The sequence below is a fragment of the Leptolyngbya sp. KIOST-1 genome (assembly GCF_000763385.1).
In the GTDB taxonomy this organism is placed as follows: Bacteria; Cyanobacteriota; Cyanobacteriia; order Phormidesmidales; family Phormidesmidaceae; genus Nodosilinea.
This window is the reverse complement of record NZ_JQFA01000005.1, coordinates 147,726-163,778: the sequence shown is the minus strand read 5'-3', so window position 1 is coordinate 163,778 and position 16,053 is coordinate 147,726. Positions and strand designations below refer to the sequence as shown.

The 16,053-nt window shown below is 49.4% G+C and carries 10 protein-coding genes; 5 read left to right on the top strand and 5 right to left on the bottom strand.

The window, feature by feature from the left end; genetic code table 11:
• Positions 1-27: 27 nt before the first annotated feature.
• Positions 28-3,114, bottom strand: coding sequence for a glycosyltransferase family 4 protein (locus tag NF78_RS30145; protein WP_072016287.1), 3,087 nt, complete (start codon positions 3,112-3,114; stop codon positions 28-30).
• 108 nt (positions 3,115-3,222) lie between these two features.
• Positions 3,223-4,107: a glycosyltransferase family 2 protein gene (locus NF78_RS26945; RefSeq protein ID WP_035994528.1), complete on the bottom strand. Its 885-nt coding sequence runs from the start codon at positions 4,105-4,107 to the stop codon at positions 3,223-3,225.
• 1,344 nt (positions 4,108-5,451) lie between these two features.
• Between NF78_RS26945 and NF78_RS30585 the strand changes: the two genes are divergently transcribed.
• The 5 genes from NF78_RS30585 to NF78_RS26920 all read left to right on the top strand — a co-directional run bounded on the left by NF78_RS30585 (position 5,452) and on the right by NF78_RS26920 (position 11,336).
• A complete protein-coding gene (locus NF78_RS30585; protein ID WP_081973014.1) occupies positions 5,452-6,834 on the top strand; it encodes a glycosyltransferase family 4 protein in 1,383 nt (460 codons plus the stop codon).
• A gap of 56 nt (positions 6,835-6,890) precedes the next feature.
• The gene (locus NF78_RS30135) at positions 6,891-7,826 is read left to right on the top strand and encodes a glycosyltransferase family 2 protein (RefSeq protein ID WP_081973038.1); all 936 of its coding nucleotides are present in this window, start codon (positions 6,891-6,893) and stop codon (positions 7,824-7,826) included.
• Between the two features lie 820 nt (positions 7,827-8,646).
• The gene (locus NF78_RS33180; protein WP_263970717.1) at positions 8,647-9,204 is read left to right on the top strand and encodes a glycosyltransferase family 4 protein; all 558 of its coding nucleotides are present in this window, start codon (positions 8,647-8,649) and stop codon (positions 9,202-9,204) included.
• 32 nt (positions 9,205-9,236) lie between these two features.
• The gene (locus tag NF78_RS26925) at positions 9,237-10,199 is read left to right on the top strand and encodes a GDP-mannose 4,6-dehydratase (protein WP_035994519.1); all 963 of its coding nucleotides are present in this window, start codon (positions 9,237-9,239) and stop codon (positions 10,197-10,199) included.
• 63 nt (positions 10,200-10,262) lie between these two features.
• On the top strand, positions 10,263-11,336 hold the full coding sequence (locus NF78_RS26920; protein ID WP_081973036.1) for a glycosyltransferase family 4 protein: 1,074 nt from the start codon (positions 10,263-10,265) through the stop codon (positions 11,334-11,336).
• A gap of 152 nt (positions 11,337-11,488) precedes the next feature.
• On the opposite strand, the gene NF78_RS26915 is transcribed toward NF78_RS26920, so the two are convergent.
• The 3 genes from NF78_RS26915 to NF78_RS26905 form a co-directional block, all read right to left on the bottom strand.
• Positions 11,489-11,938 carry a phosphate-starvation-inducible PsiE family protein gene (locus NF78_RS26915; RefSeq protein ID WP_035994513.1) on the bottom strand — a complete coding sequence of 150 codons (450 nt, stop codon included), beginning with the start codon at positions 11,936-11,938 and terminating at the stop codon, positions 11,489-11,491.
• A gap of 13 nt (positions 11,939-11,951) precedes the next feature.
• Entirely contained in the window at positions 11,952-14,189 is a 2,238-nt protein-coding gene (locus tag NF78_RS26910; RefSeq protein WP_035994510.1) for a molybdopterin oxidoreductase family protein, read from the bottom strand.
• A 173-nt stretch (positions 14,190-14,362) separates the two neighbouring features.
• Positions 14,363-15,958: a ferredoxin--nitrite reductase gene (locus tag NF78_RS26905; RefSeq protein WP_035994508.1), complete on the bottom strand. Its 1,596-nt coding sequence runs from the start codon at positions 15,956-15,958 to the stop codon at positions 14,363-14,365.
• Between the last annotated feature and the right edge of the window lie 95 nt (positions 15,959-16,053).

The following is a 16,053-nucleotide window of genomic DNA, read 5'->3' as shown; positions in this document are numbered from 1 at the left end:
TAAGGAACATAAAGTTTAGAGAACGCCCTAACGCTTGAAAAATTTTTTCAACTTGAAGAAGTTACTATTCTTCATCCACTCTAACTTTGATTTTGCCTGAACTAGTTGAACAGAAAAAGGGCTATTGTAATCAATCTGTGGTCCTGGCTGTATATATTCTCCACGCATTTTCTTAAATCGAAAGGCAAAATTTCTAATTTTCCAAAGTTTACTATTCTCTACAGCTTTGATTTCCTCAAGATATTTATAAAGTAATCTAATATCGCTCGAATCCCAGTTTTGGAGAAGCATAAAAATCTCTGCATCACTGCCAGACGCGACTCCTTGCTCTTGAGCTTGGCAAGCCCGCAATTCTTTCCAGAGCCATGTTGATCGACTAGAGAACCCTTTATTATTCCTGATTGTAGCGAGTAAAAATTGTGAAATCTTGGTAGCCATTTCGGCCCAAGAGAACTTTTGTGCCTGGAGTATTCCTATTTCTATCATAGACTGCCGAACTTTAGGATTTTGAACTCTTTTTAGAGCTTCCTTCATTTCATCTACAGAATGCTCACTGACATACAGAGCTGCTTGACCAGCAACTTCAGGAATAGAAGAATTTCTACAAGTTATGACAGGACAACCGCATGCCATAGCTTCTGCAATTGGCATGCCAAATCCTTCATATTTAGATGGATATACCAGTGCCATAGCACCAGAATATGCAACTGCAAGTTCCTCATCAGGAACCCTGAGCAAAAATACGTCCACTCCTTGAGTTAAATGACAAAATTCCTGTTCTAGAGAATCACTTCCACCTAAACAGACAATGGAAAAATCTGATTTGTTGTCCAATTTACTAATGGCTTCAAAGAATAGCTCTGCATTCTTGTAGCCATTGAAACCACTCCGCTCTCCAACAGTACAGAAAAAAGGCTTTCTGATTCCGTACTTACTACAAAAATTTTGAATCTCTTTAGTAGACTTAGGCTTAAAACATGGCGAAACACCACAGTAGGCTACTTCTATCTGACTACTTTCAATGAGATGGGGATAGAAAAACTCCAAATCATCAGCGGTATTTCGAGAAATTGCTACGTAGCCCGAAGCATGATGCAAAGAGTATACTTTCTCGCTCCAACCACTTAGATCATTCCCCATAATCTCAGGGATCATATCGTACACTAACGAGATAGATGGTGTACTAATAGGAGTTGTGTAGTAAGTAGACAGAAATAGATCTGCACTTTCTTCATCGCATATCTTTTGCAGTAAAAAACTATCAATACTTGGAAACCCTTGGAGATAAGCAGGGATCTTTATATAACGAATTCCCTCAACTTTAGGGGATGTACCATCTCTATCTAAGACAACCAGGGAATCAGAAAAATCTGTACCTGACCATTCTTCAAGTAAAGTCCTCCAAACGCGACCAATACCAGAATTTAGTAATTGAAAGAAAACTCCATCAATTAAAATCTTAGGGCCAGCAATTTTAAATTTATTATTTCCCGCATGAGCATTTGCTTGCAGCGAAAAACTAAAATTCTCCTCTCCATCTGTCTGAATTAGCGGGGTGATGCCGCATTTGCTAGCAATATCTACTGTTGCTTCATCTGTGACCCACTCAAAATAATCTCTTAAGAAAACTGGAAATTTTGTTTTACTATTTAAATGCAACCAGTTCTGAAGTGCATTTTTATAGCCGTAATATTTTTCTTTGAATAGCAATTGATCACGAATGAAATATGCGAAATGTTGAAACACAAGCCCTTCTCTCTCGGTTCTTGAGTGAGAAAACGGATCGATTCTCGCTACATTCTGCTTCTCATTATCCTTTGATACTTGGCATAGAGTAGGAGGTTCATGAGCAGCCCAAAACATTCCAGGTTTAAAGCGCCAGGTTCTAAGCCAATCCTGGTTTGGATCTTGTGAATAACAGTTTCGACTATTCACGACTAGATTTGGGCCTACAAAGTAATGGCACCAATAATAAGCAGCTGTTTTATGAGGATATTTTATGAATAGTTCCCTACCTTTTATGAGTTGTTCAACAGACCAAAACTCATCAACATCAACCTGCCAAAGCACGCATTCTTCGTTAATGTTTTTTAGCGGAGCATTAACCATCTCACACTTACCATTCCAAAATTCACCCTTAGGCTTCCGATACAAAGTTATCTTGTCAGGAAACTCAGAGGACAAATCATCCAAAAGTTCTGTAGTACCGTCTAAGCTTAAGCCATCACGGTGTAACGACTCATCTACCCGGCCTCCTTTAGCTAGACTCCAAGCAGTGTCATGCTTAAGTTCTGCGACTCCCTCAACAATATGCCAATGCCAATTAAAGGGAAGTTGCTTGAAAATATTTAGATGATATTCAATAAAAGGTTTTCCATTAAGAACAATAGTCAAAAAATTTACAGGAATGTCAATGTCCTGTTTTGGCTTTTCCCCAATCCTTTTGAAAATAGAAAATCCATTACGAACCTCCCTGTCTTCTACAAGGAGTTGATAGTGAGAATCTGACGCCAAGGAAAAATGGCTGTCGTAATTTTTGAAAGTATTAATGTCATCTAAAAGTATGTACTTAGCTCCATATACTTCATCTAGCTCCGGCTTCCCAGTAAACTCAGAGCCATCGATTAAAACGACATCAAAAAAATCTATTTCATTTTCTGCCTTAATATGCTCAATTCCATTGTCTAGTACATTTTGAGCGGTAATATAATCAATATCTTGCTGAAGCCATTTGAGGACTTCCTTAAGATCAAACTTTCTTAGTCCTGTACTCTTCGAAAAGTAAAAATTTACAACCTCTTCTAATGTAGGAAAAGCATCAAGAGGTACAGAAGAGCAGTTATAACAGTGAACAAAATCTTGATTTTTATAAAAACCTCGGAGCGCATCAAATCTTACCTTAGAGACTTCAAGACAGAATAAGCGTTTGTCACCTTCTCTATTGGCTAACCCCGTTACAAATGCTAGAGTACTTCCTTGACCCGCGGAAGATCCAATTTCTAAAACAGTATTGATTGACGGATCGCTACATATTTCAACGATGTGCTTGTAAAAATCATCGTGGGAAATTTCGGGAGGAATTATCTGATTGAGTGATGAATTTTGGTTTGACATTAGATTCGCCGTAAGGATTGCTTCCAACAAACTAAACAATGATTTTGTTTCTAGCCTGAAAATACGTTTTGGCTCGGTTTTTGATTAAAACAGCCGCCAATTTCGCTCCTACCTTTTAGCTATCCTTTTTAGCATATATTTGAGACTACGTTTCAGTGGCAAAGAAAGATGGCTTAGTCTATTTCTGAATTCAAAGAAGTAAGATTTACTCTCTAGCTTCTCTAGCCGAAATAGACCCCAGCGCCCTTTAGGATTCCTAATAATCTCTTGGTAGACTCTTATTCTTTCATTTGTCCAGTATTCTGACTGATATATTTGAGCATTATTTTGAACATCAAACATTTCTCTTAATGCCACGTCAATGTTACTAGACTTACCTCCAATAAAGTAAGATGCTACTGTGCGCTTGACGTAGAATTTTTGAATGGTGTCATCTGATGCTACTCTTAACCACCACTCATAGTCGCCAACCGATTTGAAAGTTTCTTGAAATAAGCCAACTTTTTGGAAAACTGTACTGCACGCAAAAGTTGCTTGATGGTGCATAGCGCCGTCTATTAAAGTTCTCAAAATTTCTTCTGGCGGCGGAGAGTTTAGTTGCCAATGATTCATGTCGTCAACTCTAGCCTCAATGTCTCCATAAACGATTTCGCAATTTGGAGTCTTTTCAATAAAGGTGACAATATCTTCGATAACCTTTTCATCAACTAAAAAATCATCTGAATTTAAAAAGTATAGAAAATCTCCTGAGGCATTTTTAATCCCTTTATTCATGGCAGAAAATATTCCATTGTCAGGCTCACTGATGTAAACAGACAGGTGATTAATATACTTTCTAACAATTCCATTTGTTCCGTCATTGGATTGTCCATCTATAACAATATACTCAATATTTTTATAGGTTTGACTAAGTACGCTATTGATCGTTTTCTCGATCGTTTTTTCTGAATTTCGGGAAACAGTAATAATTGAGATAAGGGGTTCTTTATACATTGTGGTGAATAATACCTGTGAGATAGAGGTTTAGAGCAAAAACATTAAAAATTTTTATAGCGGTTTTCAATCGCATGAAGTACAGGTCAGTTGGGTGCATCCCACTTTTGTCATCCTGAGCGGAACGGAGTGTAGCGAAGGATATCAGTCCTTGGGCAAGACCGAGATCCTTCACTTCGCTATCGCTACGTTCAGAATGACATGTACATAACTGGGATGCACCCGGTCAGTTGCTCCAACCTATTCATTTTAACGGCTTCAGGTACTGAGGTGCACCTCATCCGCCCGAAACAGCTATATACTTGTGCCCCATCTTATTCCCTATGCTTTTGTGAAAGAGAAAGTTGGATTTTAGAGTCCTCTCCTTTAGAATATAGATTCAGATGGAGGTTGTAAAACTGGGTTACGCTCTTCAGAAGGTGTCACATCTCGCAAAGGCTGAAGTTGGATAAATGCCCAATCCAAGTAGGCTTGAGGTATAAGCTAAAATGGCTTCGTGAAATCATCCTTGACAAGAAGGCTTAGCAGTTGATTATGGTGGTCTGAGGAGCAAAGTATAGAGATTGTCACCTTGCTCAGAAATGAATTATACATCAAAGGTTCCTCGCTTTTGGTGCCGCCAGTGAGACTTATTCCTTTGAGCTTCACTAGCAGTGGTACTCTTCCGTAGTAATAAATAGGTCAGGGAGGCCTGTTAAGTTCCAGTCATTGCCTGGTTGACTGACCGACACCATTATCCCAAAGTATGAGTTTGGTTGTTCTAATGCTTGATTTAAGAGCTCCAACTTCTGGGGCAGCAAGCCTTACTGTGACGTGTTTTTGGGGAAATGCATCTGACGAGAGGTCAGGACTTTCCAGAGACAAAACAAGTGATTGGGAGGCATGGGCTCGGTTGATCGGAACTATTCCTCAGAACGGTTAAAGGTTATCATAATTCTTAAATGATTTAGATAAGCAGGAATGGATCGAAAAGGCATTGCTAAGCTAAAGGGGCAGCATCAGGTAAGATTACTCTCAAGAAAACCTCGGTTAATTGACCTCGTAAAGTTATGGTAAGTAATTTGCCGCATTGTTATGCATAAGCTTAGAGCGATAGAATACATGTAAAGGTATTAATCTTTGAATTCGGCTTCTTCAATTGGTTTAGTCACTATTGGTGGCTGAAAGGGAATCAGGGATTTATGCAGATATTCTTACGGGTTATCAATTTTAGGGATCTGCGCTTCGATAGCTAGCTTTGGTTCACTTTCTGCGTTCTGGATATGACTGAAACGGAACCTTACCTAAATTCGAATATAGGTTTCAGGGCATGAAAGTTACTTGGTCTGCATATAGCTTGACATCATGAATTCACTGAGGAAGATAAAAGTAGCTGTTGATCTAACGCCCATGAGGCCGGGGGGAGAAAATGGCGGAGCTAAAATACTAGTACTTACTCTTCTAAAAGAATTTTCTTTGCAAAAATGTGCTTGTTTTGAATACTTGATTATCACCGAATCCTGGAATCATGAAGAAATTGTGGCACTTCAAGCAGGCAATATTACATGCATACCTAAATCCGAGATTTTTTCAGTCAAACGCCCCATAATAGATGGCTTCGAAAGTGGACTTAACTTGCCCAAGCTCATCTTAAAATGGTCAACTTTTCAAGCAAGAAGATTAACTTTTGTTGTTTGGAAAATTGTTAAAAGGCTGGAATCTTATTTGCCCTCTGTTTTTTACATAAAGCATACCCCAGGATCTGAATGCCCAAAGATATTCGCTTTAGTTATACACTCAATTATATCCTTTGCCATTCATGTTTTAAGGTTTTACCCAGGCTTAAATATTCTTCAAGAAAAGCATAGAGTAGACCTCCTATTCTGTCCATTCTCTAGCCCAAACCTTTCGGAAAGGGGCTTGCCGATAGTTTCTACTATTTATGACTTGCAACATTTGGACATTCCTGATTTTTTCGATAAAGGTGAGTGCCTAATCCGAACAAGATTTTTGGAAGATTTATCGACCAAGGCAAACAGAATTATTTGCATTTCTGATTTTACTCGGCAATCTTACTTAAATTATTTCCACGTTGTTTCTGATAAACTGATATGTATTCCGGTTTGTATTCATGAGAGATTGAAGCATCAGACGAGAGAAAATGTAACTCGATCTTTAGATAAGCTAGGACTTGCCAAAAGACCTTATCTCTTTTTTCCTGCTAATTTCTGGCCTCACAAAAATCATTGTGCACTTTTAGAAGCCTACTCAAGATATTGGAATGAATACTCACTCTGTGAAGTGGACCTAGTATTTACTGGGGCACTAGAATCAGCTCAAAAGGATATTGAAAGTATTGCAAACACTTTGGGATTGCGTGATAATATCCATTTTATGGGATTTTTGTCTGAGAATGAAGTAATTTCTATCTGGCAAGGTTCTCAAGGTCTTATCTTTCCTTCATTATACGAAGGCTTTGGGATTCCTTTGCTTGAAGCTATGTGGTTTCAAAAGCCTATTGCTTGCAGTAAGGTTGCTAGCCTTTATGAGGTTGGTGGCGATGCAGCAATTTACTTTGATCCAAAGAATCTTGAAGAGATGGCTGTTGCTATGGCGCGTATAATTTTTGACGAATTGTTAGTAAAAGAATTGATATTGAATGGTCAAAAGCGTCTGCATATATTTGATCAAAAATCTATGGCAAAAATGTACTTAGAGACTTTTGAGATTGCTGTTGAAAGCGGCTAGCCTTTTTGGATTTCGAGTTTTTGCTCTAAAGGTAGATGCTTTGTCTGATTACTAAAATGTCTCTTAACTTTAGTGTTATTACTCCTTCCTATAACCAATGCCAATTCATTGAGCAAACGATCTTAAGTGTTTTAGCACAGTCAGGTGTTGAAATTGATTATAGGATATTTGACGGTGGTAGTTCTGATAATACATTAGATATCCTCGCTAGGTATCAGGATAAAGTTCGATGGGTTAGTCAAGCCGATGGAGGTCAAGCTGATGCTGTCAACAAGGGCATTCGAGCTACCTCTGGAGATATAATTGCTTGGATTAATTCTGACGATATTTACTATCCTTATGCTTTACAAAAGGTTCGAAGGGTCTTCGAGGCTATCCCAAGTGTTCAAGTCGTTTATGGTAATGCCCATCATATTGATAAAGAAGGAAAATTTATTAATGCTTATCCAACAGAAAAATGGAATTATAAACGTTTGAAGGAGAGGTGTTTTCTTTGTCAGCCAGCTACATTCTTCCGTCGCCAAGTCGTGAATGATTATGGATACCTTGACAATAGTTTAAACTTTTGTATGGACTATGAGCTTTGGCTGCGTTACGGTCAAAACACTGATTTCTTTTATCTCCCAGAGCTACTTGCCGGTTCCCGTTTTTACCAAGGAACGAAAACTTTAGGGCAGCGCGCAGCAGTGCACTATGAGATTAATGATATGATGGTGAAGAAGTTTTCGCTTTCCCCTGAGAGATGGGTGTTAGCCTATGCTTCCGTATTAATTGACGAGCAGGATAAGACTGAAAGTCGAGATATCAGCGATCCGAAGGTTCAGGTTCAGCGCGCTAATACTTTTTTCCTGGAAGTGTTCAAGAGCTACAGACGTTGGCGTAAGCTGATGATATCTCCAGTGTTTGCCTGGAGAATACTTCGTTGGACTGGTGCCTATATTAACTTTGTCAAAAGCAAATTCAACCTAGTTTTCCTAAAAAAGATTGATTAAAGAGCAATTCATGTTGGTTTTTTGACTGCTAGTAAGAGCTATTTCTTATAGCATTACTTTTCTTTCAATTCTTTCAATAAGAATTCCCATCGGTAAAATTTATATCTATTTTTCTGTTTTCAGTGGTGCTAAGCATTTATTTGAGAAGTATGTCGAGAATATGGTTTAGGGGTTGCTTCTACATGAGAGGCTAGCTGCGCGATCACTCTTTTGAGGGGTAAAACTCAGGCATATGAAGGTTGTTGTTGAAGCTACTCCAGTGCTGCCCAACCCGAGTGGTGTCGGGTTATATGTTCTAAACCTGTTAGCTGCGTTAGAAAAGTTACAGGTATCAGAGTCTTTTGAGCTTGGGCTTGCTTACCAACCGGGCTTGCGGAAATGGTTGCGCGGCGATTTGGTAGTGCCTAGGGTGTTAGACTGCTACGACAATATAAGTGTGCTACCCGTGCCAGTGCGTCTACAAAATGTGATAGCCCGAGTTCCCGGACAGCCGCTGCTAGGGCTGCTCGAACATCGATTTGGGAACCCTGATATATTCCATGGTACTAACTACTCGGTGTATCCCTGTCGGCGTAGTTTGCGAGTGATGACAATTTACGATCTTTCGTTCATTCGTTATCCTCAGTACGCAACGGCAGTAGTGCGCAGCTACAGGCAGCGAGTGCGACAGTGCTTAATCTGGACTGATCTAGTAGTAACAATTTCTGAAAGCTCTAAACGTGACATTGTAGAGCTACTGAGAGTACCTCCAGAGCAGGTATGGGTTACGCCGCTGGCTAGCCGCTATGCGACTGATACCCAAGGTAGTTCTAAAGGGATAATGGCGGTTGATCTGGGCGATCGCCCCTATATTCTCTTCGTTAGCACCCTGGAACCTCGCAAGAATGTAGTGCGCCTGATTCAGGCCTTTGACCAATTGAAGACTCAGCACCAGATCAATCATCAGCTAGTGTTAGTGGGTCAAAAAGGGTGGCAGTTTGAGCCGATCTTTGAGGCGATCGCGGCCTCTCCCTGGCGGCACCACATCCGCCACCTCGACTATCTCTCCGATGCTGAGGTAGCTTATTGCTACCAAAACGCTGATGTGTTTGCCTACCCATCTCTTTACGAAGGGTTTGGGCTGCCGGTGCTGGAGGCCATGACCCTGGGCTGCCCGGTGGTCACAGCCAATACATCGTCTCTGCCCGAGGTGGCTGGCGATGCGGCCCTGATGGTAGACCCTACCAGCGTGGAAGAGCTAGCCGAGGCGCTGGGGCGGGTAATTGGCGATCGCGCCCTGCGTCAAACCCTGATTGAGCGGGGATACCAGCAGGCGGATCAGTTTTCCTGGACTCGGACGGCCAAATCGACTCTGGCGGCCTATCGTTCATTACTATAGGTAAGCCTAGCCCTTTGACCTAACAAGCAGCAATGGCCAAAAAAGCACTGATTACGGGCCTCACCGGCCAGGACGGATCGTATCTTGCCGAGCTGTTGTTGGCACAGGGGTATGAGGTCTGTGGTATGGTCAGGCGCTCCAGTTCCAGCAGTTTTGAGCGCATCAGTCATTTTTCGAACCAGATCGAGGTCATTTCTGGCGACCTGCTCGATCAGTTCTCGCTAATTGATGCCATTGAGCAGACGCAGCCCGATGAGATCTATAATCTGGCTTCTCAGAGTTATGTGCCTCTGTCCTGGACCCAACCGGCCCTGACCGCTGAGTACACAGCGCTGGGGGTGTCCCGGCTGCTGGAGGCGATCCGCCGCTGCAAGCCCGATACCCGCTTTTATCAAGCGTCGAGCAGTGAGGTATTTGGCCAACCCGATGAGTCACCGCAGACAGAGCGAACGGCCTTTCGGCCCCGGAACCCCTACGGGGTGGCCAAGGCCTACGCCCACTGGATGACGATCAACTACCGCCAAAAGTACGACCTGTACGCCTGCTGCGGCATCACCTATACCCACGAGTCGCCGCGGCGGGGGGCTGAGTTTGTCTTTCGCAAAATCACCCGCGGGGCGGTGGAGATTAAGCTGGGCCTGGCCAACGAGTTGCGCCTGGGCAATTTGGATGCTCGGCGCGACTGGTGCCACGCCCAGGACGTGGTGACCGCCATGTGGCTGATGCTGCAGCAGGAGAGCCCCGATGACTACATCATTGCCAGTGGCGAAACCCATTCTGTGCGCGAACTGGTAGACTGCGCGTTTAGCTACCTGGGTCTGGACTACCAGCAGTACGTCAGCGTTGACCCCGCTTTTTATCGCCCCGATGAGGACGTACAGCTGGTCGGGTCGATTGACAAGATTAAAACCCAGCTGAATTGGCAGCCTCAGTACTCGTTTCAGCGGCTAGTAGAATCAATGGTGGATAACGATCTCAAACTGCTGAGCGAGTAAAGGGGGCAAGCCGATCGCAGGTATAGCCCCCCCCCATCGAACGACGATTGCATGAACAACTGCGTGACTGAGGCCTCGCTGCTGATCAACCTGGCGTTTGTGCCCACCAAACCGACGGGGCTGGGGGTCTATGCGCTCAACCTGGTGCAGCACCTTCCCAAAGCAGACAGCTGCATTCTCAGCGATCGCGCGATCGCCGGCCACCACCACTGGCCCTCGCCCCAGCGAACCACGACGGATGCAGGTAAGTGGGGCCACGCCCAGCGGCTGTGGTGGACCCAGTTTCAGGTGCCCCGCATTTACCGGCGGCTGAAGGCGAACCTGTTTTTTTCTCCCGTTCCCGAAGCGCCACTGTGGACAGCGTGCCGCACGGTCGTCACGGTGCACGATTTGATTCCGCTGCACTTTCCCCAACCGGGATCGCCGCTCACGTTGTACTGCCGGTACTACTTGCCTGAGGTCATTCGTCAGGCAAAGCACATCATTTGCGATTCTGAGTCAACCTTGCGGGATATTCACCACTTTTTTGGGTCGCCAACTGGGGCTACGACGGTTATTCCGCTGGCCTACGATGACAGCCACTATCGGTTTCTGGACTTGCCCCGGCAGCCCTATTTTCTCTACGTGGGTAGCCACTACACCTACAAAAATTTGGAGCGCCTGATTGAGGCCTTTGCTCAAGTCAGACTGCCTGAGTTTAAGCTTTTAATCGCCGGGGTGCCTGACCCCCGCTATACGCCAGCGCTACAGGCGCAGGTAGAGGCGATGGGGCTGGGCGATTCCGTCCAGTTTTTGGCCTACGTGCCCTACGGCGAACTGCCCCGGCTGATCAATCAGGCGATCGCGCTGGTGTTTCCCAGCCTGTGGGAAGGGTTTGGTCTGCCCGTACTGGAGGCGATGGCCTGCGGCACTCCGGTAATTACCTCTAGGGTGTCATCCCTGCCCGAGGTGGCGGGCGATGCGGCCATTTTGGTTGATCCCTACAACACTGGCGAACTGGCCGAGGCGATGGTTGCTGTCGCAAACGATTCACACCTCTGGCAGCGGCTCCATCAACAGGGATTGGCACGGGCAAACCAGTTTAGCTGGGCGAAAACCGGACAGCAGACCAGTGCTATTCTGCAGCAGTATTTGTAGGCCAGCCCGTGACCAGACGACTGACAAAACCTGCGGATTCTGGTCCTAGGCGTAGGTTGGGGGGCGCGCTAGCAGAACCTAACAAAACTAGCCTGGTGTTGGGTGGAACGGAGTGGAACCCAATCTACATTTTAAAATTTGGTGGTTCAGGGTTAGCGGTGGCTCGATCGCACAATCCAGTAGCTAATCGCCAGGGCCAAGATGGCGATCGCAAGCCCAATCAGGGTTGTGCCCGTCACTTTGTCTAGATCGAGAATAATAAATTTTCGCCCCACAGCCGTCAGGGCTGTAACAATCACCAGCTCGACCTGCACCACATGTTTTTGAATGTAGGCGGTGATATTTTCTAAAATCTCCAGGGCGATGAGCACGGTTAAAAAGAGGCCAAAAATATCGATCACGGTCTGGCCTAGAAACGCGCCGGGGGCTGTGGTGAAAATGGCCCGCACCAGCACTACCGCCAGGTCGAATACAATCGCCAAAATAACCAACACCATGCCCAAGCACAGCACTTTAGAAAGGGTGCCTTCAAACTGGTGTAGCCGCGATAGAAAGGTTTCATTGCTGAGCTGATCGATCAGTCGTCTGGCCCGTTTCGCCATAGAGGGTAGCTGCTCAGGGAGTGGGTGCTGCTGAGAGAATAGACGATCCCAGGGCCTGGGGTAAAGCCTCGGGTAGGGCCGTTTGCTCGGCGCTGAGACGGTTTAGGGGCACCACCTGCACGGCACAGGCCTTCAGCTCGGGCTGGCCCGAGATTGGGCAGGCTAACGGATGGGTGAGGGCGTTGCACTCGGCATCCTTGGCCCACAGGCTACCCCAGTGCATGGGTACAAACAGGCTGCCCCGGCGAATGTTTTGGGTGACCAGCACCGGCAGTCGGGCGCTGCCCCGGGGCGATCGCACCTCCACCCATTCCCCCCCCTGCACCTGCAACTGCTGGGCGTCGCGGGGGTTCATTTCGAGAAACGGGGCCGGATGCATCTTCTGAATTTTTTCGATCCGGCCGGTGCGGGTCTGGGTGTGCCAGTGGCCGTAGAGCCGTCCGGTGGTGAGCACGAAGGGATACTGGTCATCGGGGGGTTCAGCCAACCCGTTGGAGTGCAGGGCGGCAAAGCGGGCGCGGCGATCGGGGGTGGCAAAGATACCTTTGGTATAGAGGCGCTTGTCGTATTTGGTGGCGGCGGTTTCAGCGGTTTCGGGGTCGGGACAGGGCCACTGGATGGGGCCGTGGGCGGCGAGGCGATCGTGGCTGATCCCGGTCATATCGCAGGGCTGGCCTCGGGTGATGGCAGCAAATTCACGGTGTACCGCTGCACTGTCTGCAAAGGCAAACCGATCGGCAAAGCCCAGGCGGCGACCCACCTCAGCAAAAATTTCCCAGTCGGGGCGGGCCTCGCCCGGCGGGGGCCGGAAGGCGGGGCAGAGGGTGACCACCCGTTCAGAATTCGTCATGGTGCCGGTTTTTTCGCCCCACTGGGCGGCGGGCAGCAGCAGGTGGGCAAACTCGGCGGTTTCGGTGGGGTAGTAGGCGTCCTGATACACCGTAAAGGGCGACTGGCGCAGGGCGGCCTTGGTGCGGTTGAGGTCGGGCAGGCTGACCGCCGGGTTGGTGGCGGCAATCCACAGCAGGCCCACCTGCTGCTGCTCCAGGGCCAGCATCATCTCGCCTACGGCCAGCCCCGGCGTCGCCGAGATCTGCCCGGCGGGCAGGCCCCAGAAGGCCTCGACCTGGCGGCGGTGGTCGGCGTTTTTGACCAGGCGGTAGCCCGGCAGAATGTGGGATAGCCCCCCGGCCTCGCGGCCCCCCATGGCGTTGGGCTGGCCGGTGAGGGAAAACGGCCCCGCCCCCGGACGACCGATGTGGCCAGTCATCAGGTGCAGGTTGATTAGTGACCTGACCTTGGCGGTGCCCTCCGATGACTGGTTTAGCCCCATCGACCACAGCGAAAGCACCGCCTTGGCCTGGGCCCAGGTGCGGGCAGCGGTTTCGAGATCGGCGACCGTAATGCCGCAGCGATCGGCCACAATTTCTGGGCTGTAGTGGCGCAGCACCTCGGTATAGCTGGCAAAGCCTTGGGTGCAGCCGTCGATAAACTCTGGGTCGATCGCTCCCCAGCGCAGCAGCAGGTGGCCAATGCCGTTGAGCAGGGTGATGTCGGTGCCGGGGCGAATGGCCAGGTGCAGGTCGGCGGCCTTGGCGGTGTCGGTGCGGCGGGGGTCGACCACGATCAGCTTCACGTGGCTGTGGCGCTTGTGGTACTTGCGCAGCCGGTTGAACACAATCGGGTGGCACTCGGCGGTGTTGGTGCCGATCAAAAAGGCGCAGTCGGTGGCCTCCAGGTCGGCGTAGCAGCAGGGGGGACCGTCGGCCCCAAAGCTCTGAATATAGCCCGCCACCGCCGAGGACATGCACAACCGCGAGTTGGCGTCGAAGTTGTTGGTGCCCAGGCAGCCCTTCACCAGCTTCTGGGCCACGTAGTAGTCTTCGGTTTGAAACTGCCCTGAGCCGTAGACGCAGATGCCGTCCGGTCCCATCGTGTCGCGCACGGTTTGAATGCGGCTCGCGATCGCATCCAGCGCCACATTCCACGACACCCGCTCAAAGGGGGCGTCGAGCGAGGCCCGCAGCATAGGGTACTTGAGCCGATCGCGATCGAGAGACTCGGCCACGGTGGCCCCCTTGACGCACACCATCCCCTGGCTGGAGGGATGGGCGCGATCGCCCCTGGTCTGCCACAGCGGATGGCCCGCTGCATCGCGGTTGGTGGGCTTGTTGGGCTGGGCCGGGGGGAGAACTTCCAGGCCGCAACCCACGCCGCAGTAAGGACACAGGGTTTTGGCGGGGTCAGGCATAGGGGGGAATGGGTAGGAGGGTGGAGGGGTGAGGGCGGGGCTGAGGCATCGCCTCTGGTGACGCTGTGGTGAAAAGCTGACGTTTGCTCTCGCCACGGACCCACTGACTGTGCTACGTTTGCTTCAAATGCAAACTGTGTGTCCTGGGGCCCTTGGCCAGCAGGGCATTTTTTTTAGTCCGCCGTCACCATTGCGCCGTTGCGGGAGGGGCTGGATGCCGCCTTCGGCTGAGCGCCAAAGTTGTCGATCAGCAGCGATCGCAGCACCCCGTGCAGCTCATCGCAGGGAACGCCCTGCTGCACTTTTTCCCCCAGGTGAGCTTCTTTGCCCACTTTGCCGCCCATAAAAATATCCACCCCCTCCACGGTTTTGCCGTCCTTGCGCACTTTGGTGCCCATCAGGCCAATGTCGGCCACCTGGGGCTGGCCGCAGGAGTTGGGGCAACCCGTCCAGTGAATCCGCACCGGCTGGGTCAGGGTGAGTTCGGCGTCCAGGGCGTGGGCCAGGGCCAGGGCCCGCTGCTTGGTTTCGACCAGGGCAAAGTTGCAGAACTGCGCCCCGGTGCAGGAAACCAGCGATCGCGTCAGGGCGGAGGGAGCAATGGAAAACCGCTCCAGCAGCGGCTCCTGCAGCAGCACCGCCAGCCGCGAGTCCGGCACGTTGGGGATGATTACATTCTGCTCCACCGTCAGCCGCAGTTCGCCATTGCCGTAGACCTCCGCCAGCCGAGCCAGGTCGAACAGGTCGCTAGCCACCAGGCGTCCCACGGGCACGTGCAGGCCCACGTAGTTGAGCCCCACCTGCTTCTGGCGGTAGACGCCGATGTGGTCGCGCTTGTCCCAGTCCATCTCGTCGGTGGGGGCGGCACTCAGCAGCGGCTGACCGTAGGCCGCCTCCACCGCCGCCCGAAACCGCTCCAGCCCCCACTCGTCGATCAGCCACATCAGGCGAGCCTTCTGGCGGTTGGTGCGGGGGCCGTTGTCGCGGTAGACCTCCAGAATGGCGCGGCACAGCTCCACCACGCTGTCGTCGGGGGTTACCCAGGCATTGAGCGGAATCGCCGCCTCACAGCGCCGGGCCGAAAAGAACCCGCCCACCAGCACGTTAAAGCCCAGCACCCCCTCGCGGTAGGCGGGCACAAAGGCAATGTCGTTGATTTCAGCGTGGATAGAGTTGTCGCGGCCCCCCTCGATGGCGATGTTGAACTTGCGGGGCAGGTTGGTAAAGGCCGGGTTGCCCTCCCCGTTGGCGGTGATCATGTCCTGCACCTTGCGCACCAGCCCCTGGGTGTCGATCAGCTCGTCGGCGTCGAGGCCTGCCACGGGCGACCCGGTGATGTTGCGCACATTGTCCATGCCCGACTGCACCGAGGTCAGTCCTGCGGCGTGCATGCGGCGAAAGATGTCGGGAATGTCTTCGAGCAGAATGCCCCGCAGCTGGAGGTTTTGCCGGGTGGTGATGTCGGCACTGCCGTCCTCGCCGTAGCGCTGCACGATTTCCGCCAGGGTGCGGGCCTTGTAGCCCGTCAGCAGCCCGTTGGGCAGCCGCAGGCGCAGCATGAACTTGCCGGGGGTGACCGGGCGAAAGAAAATACCCAGCCATTTGAGCCGGTGGGTGAGGTCGGTATCGTCAACGGCTTCCCACCCCATTTGGGCAAACTGCTCTAGCTCGTGCTTGACCAGCAGTCCGTCTTTGGCGGCCTTGAATTGTTCAAATTTGTTGAGTTTGGCATTGGCCGTTGGGTTGGCCGTGTCGAGGGAAGTGGTCACAGGCTACACCGTAGTTGCAAGACGTTTGGGGCGCGATCTACCGGCCAAAGGAATTCCTGAAGAACCCAACCGGATCCCGGTTTGTTCACTAAAAA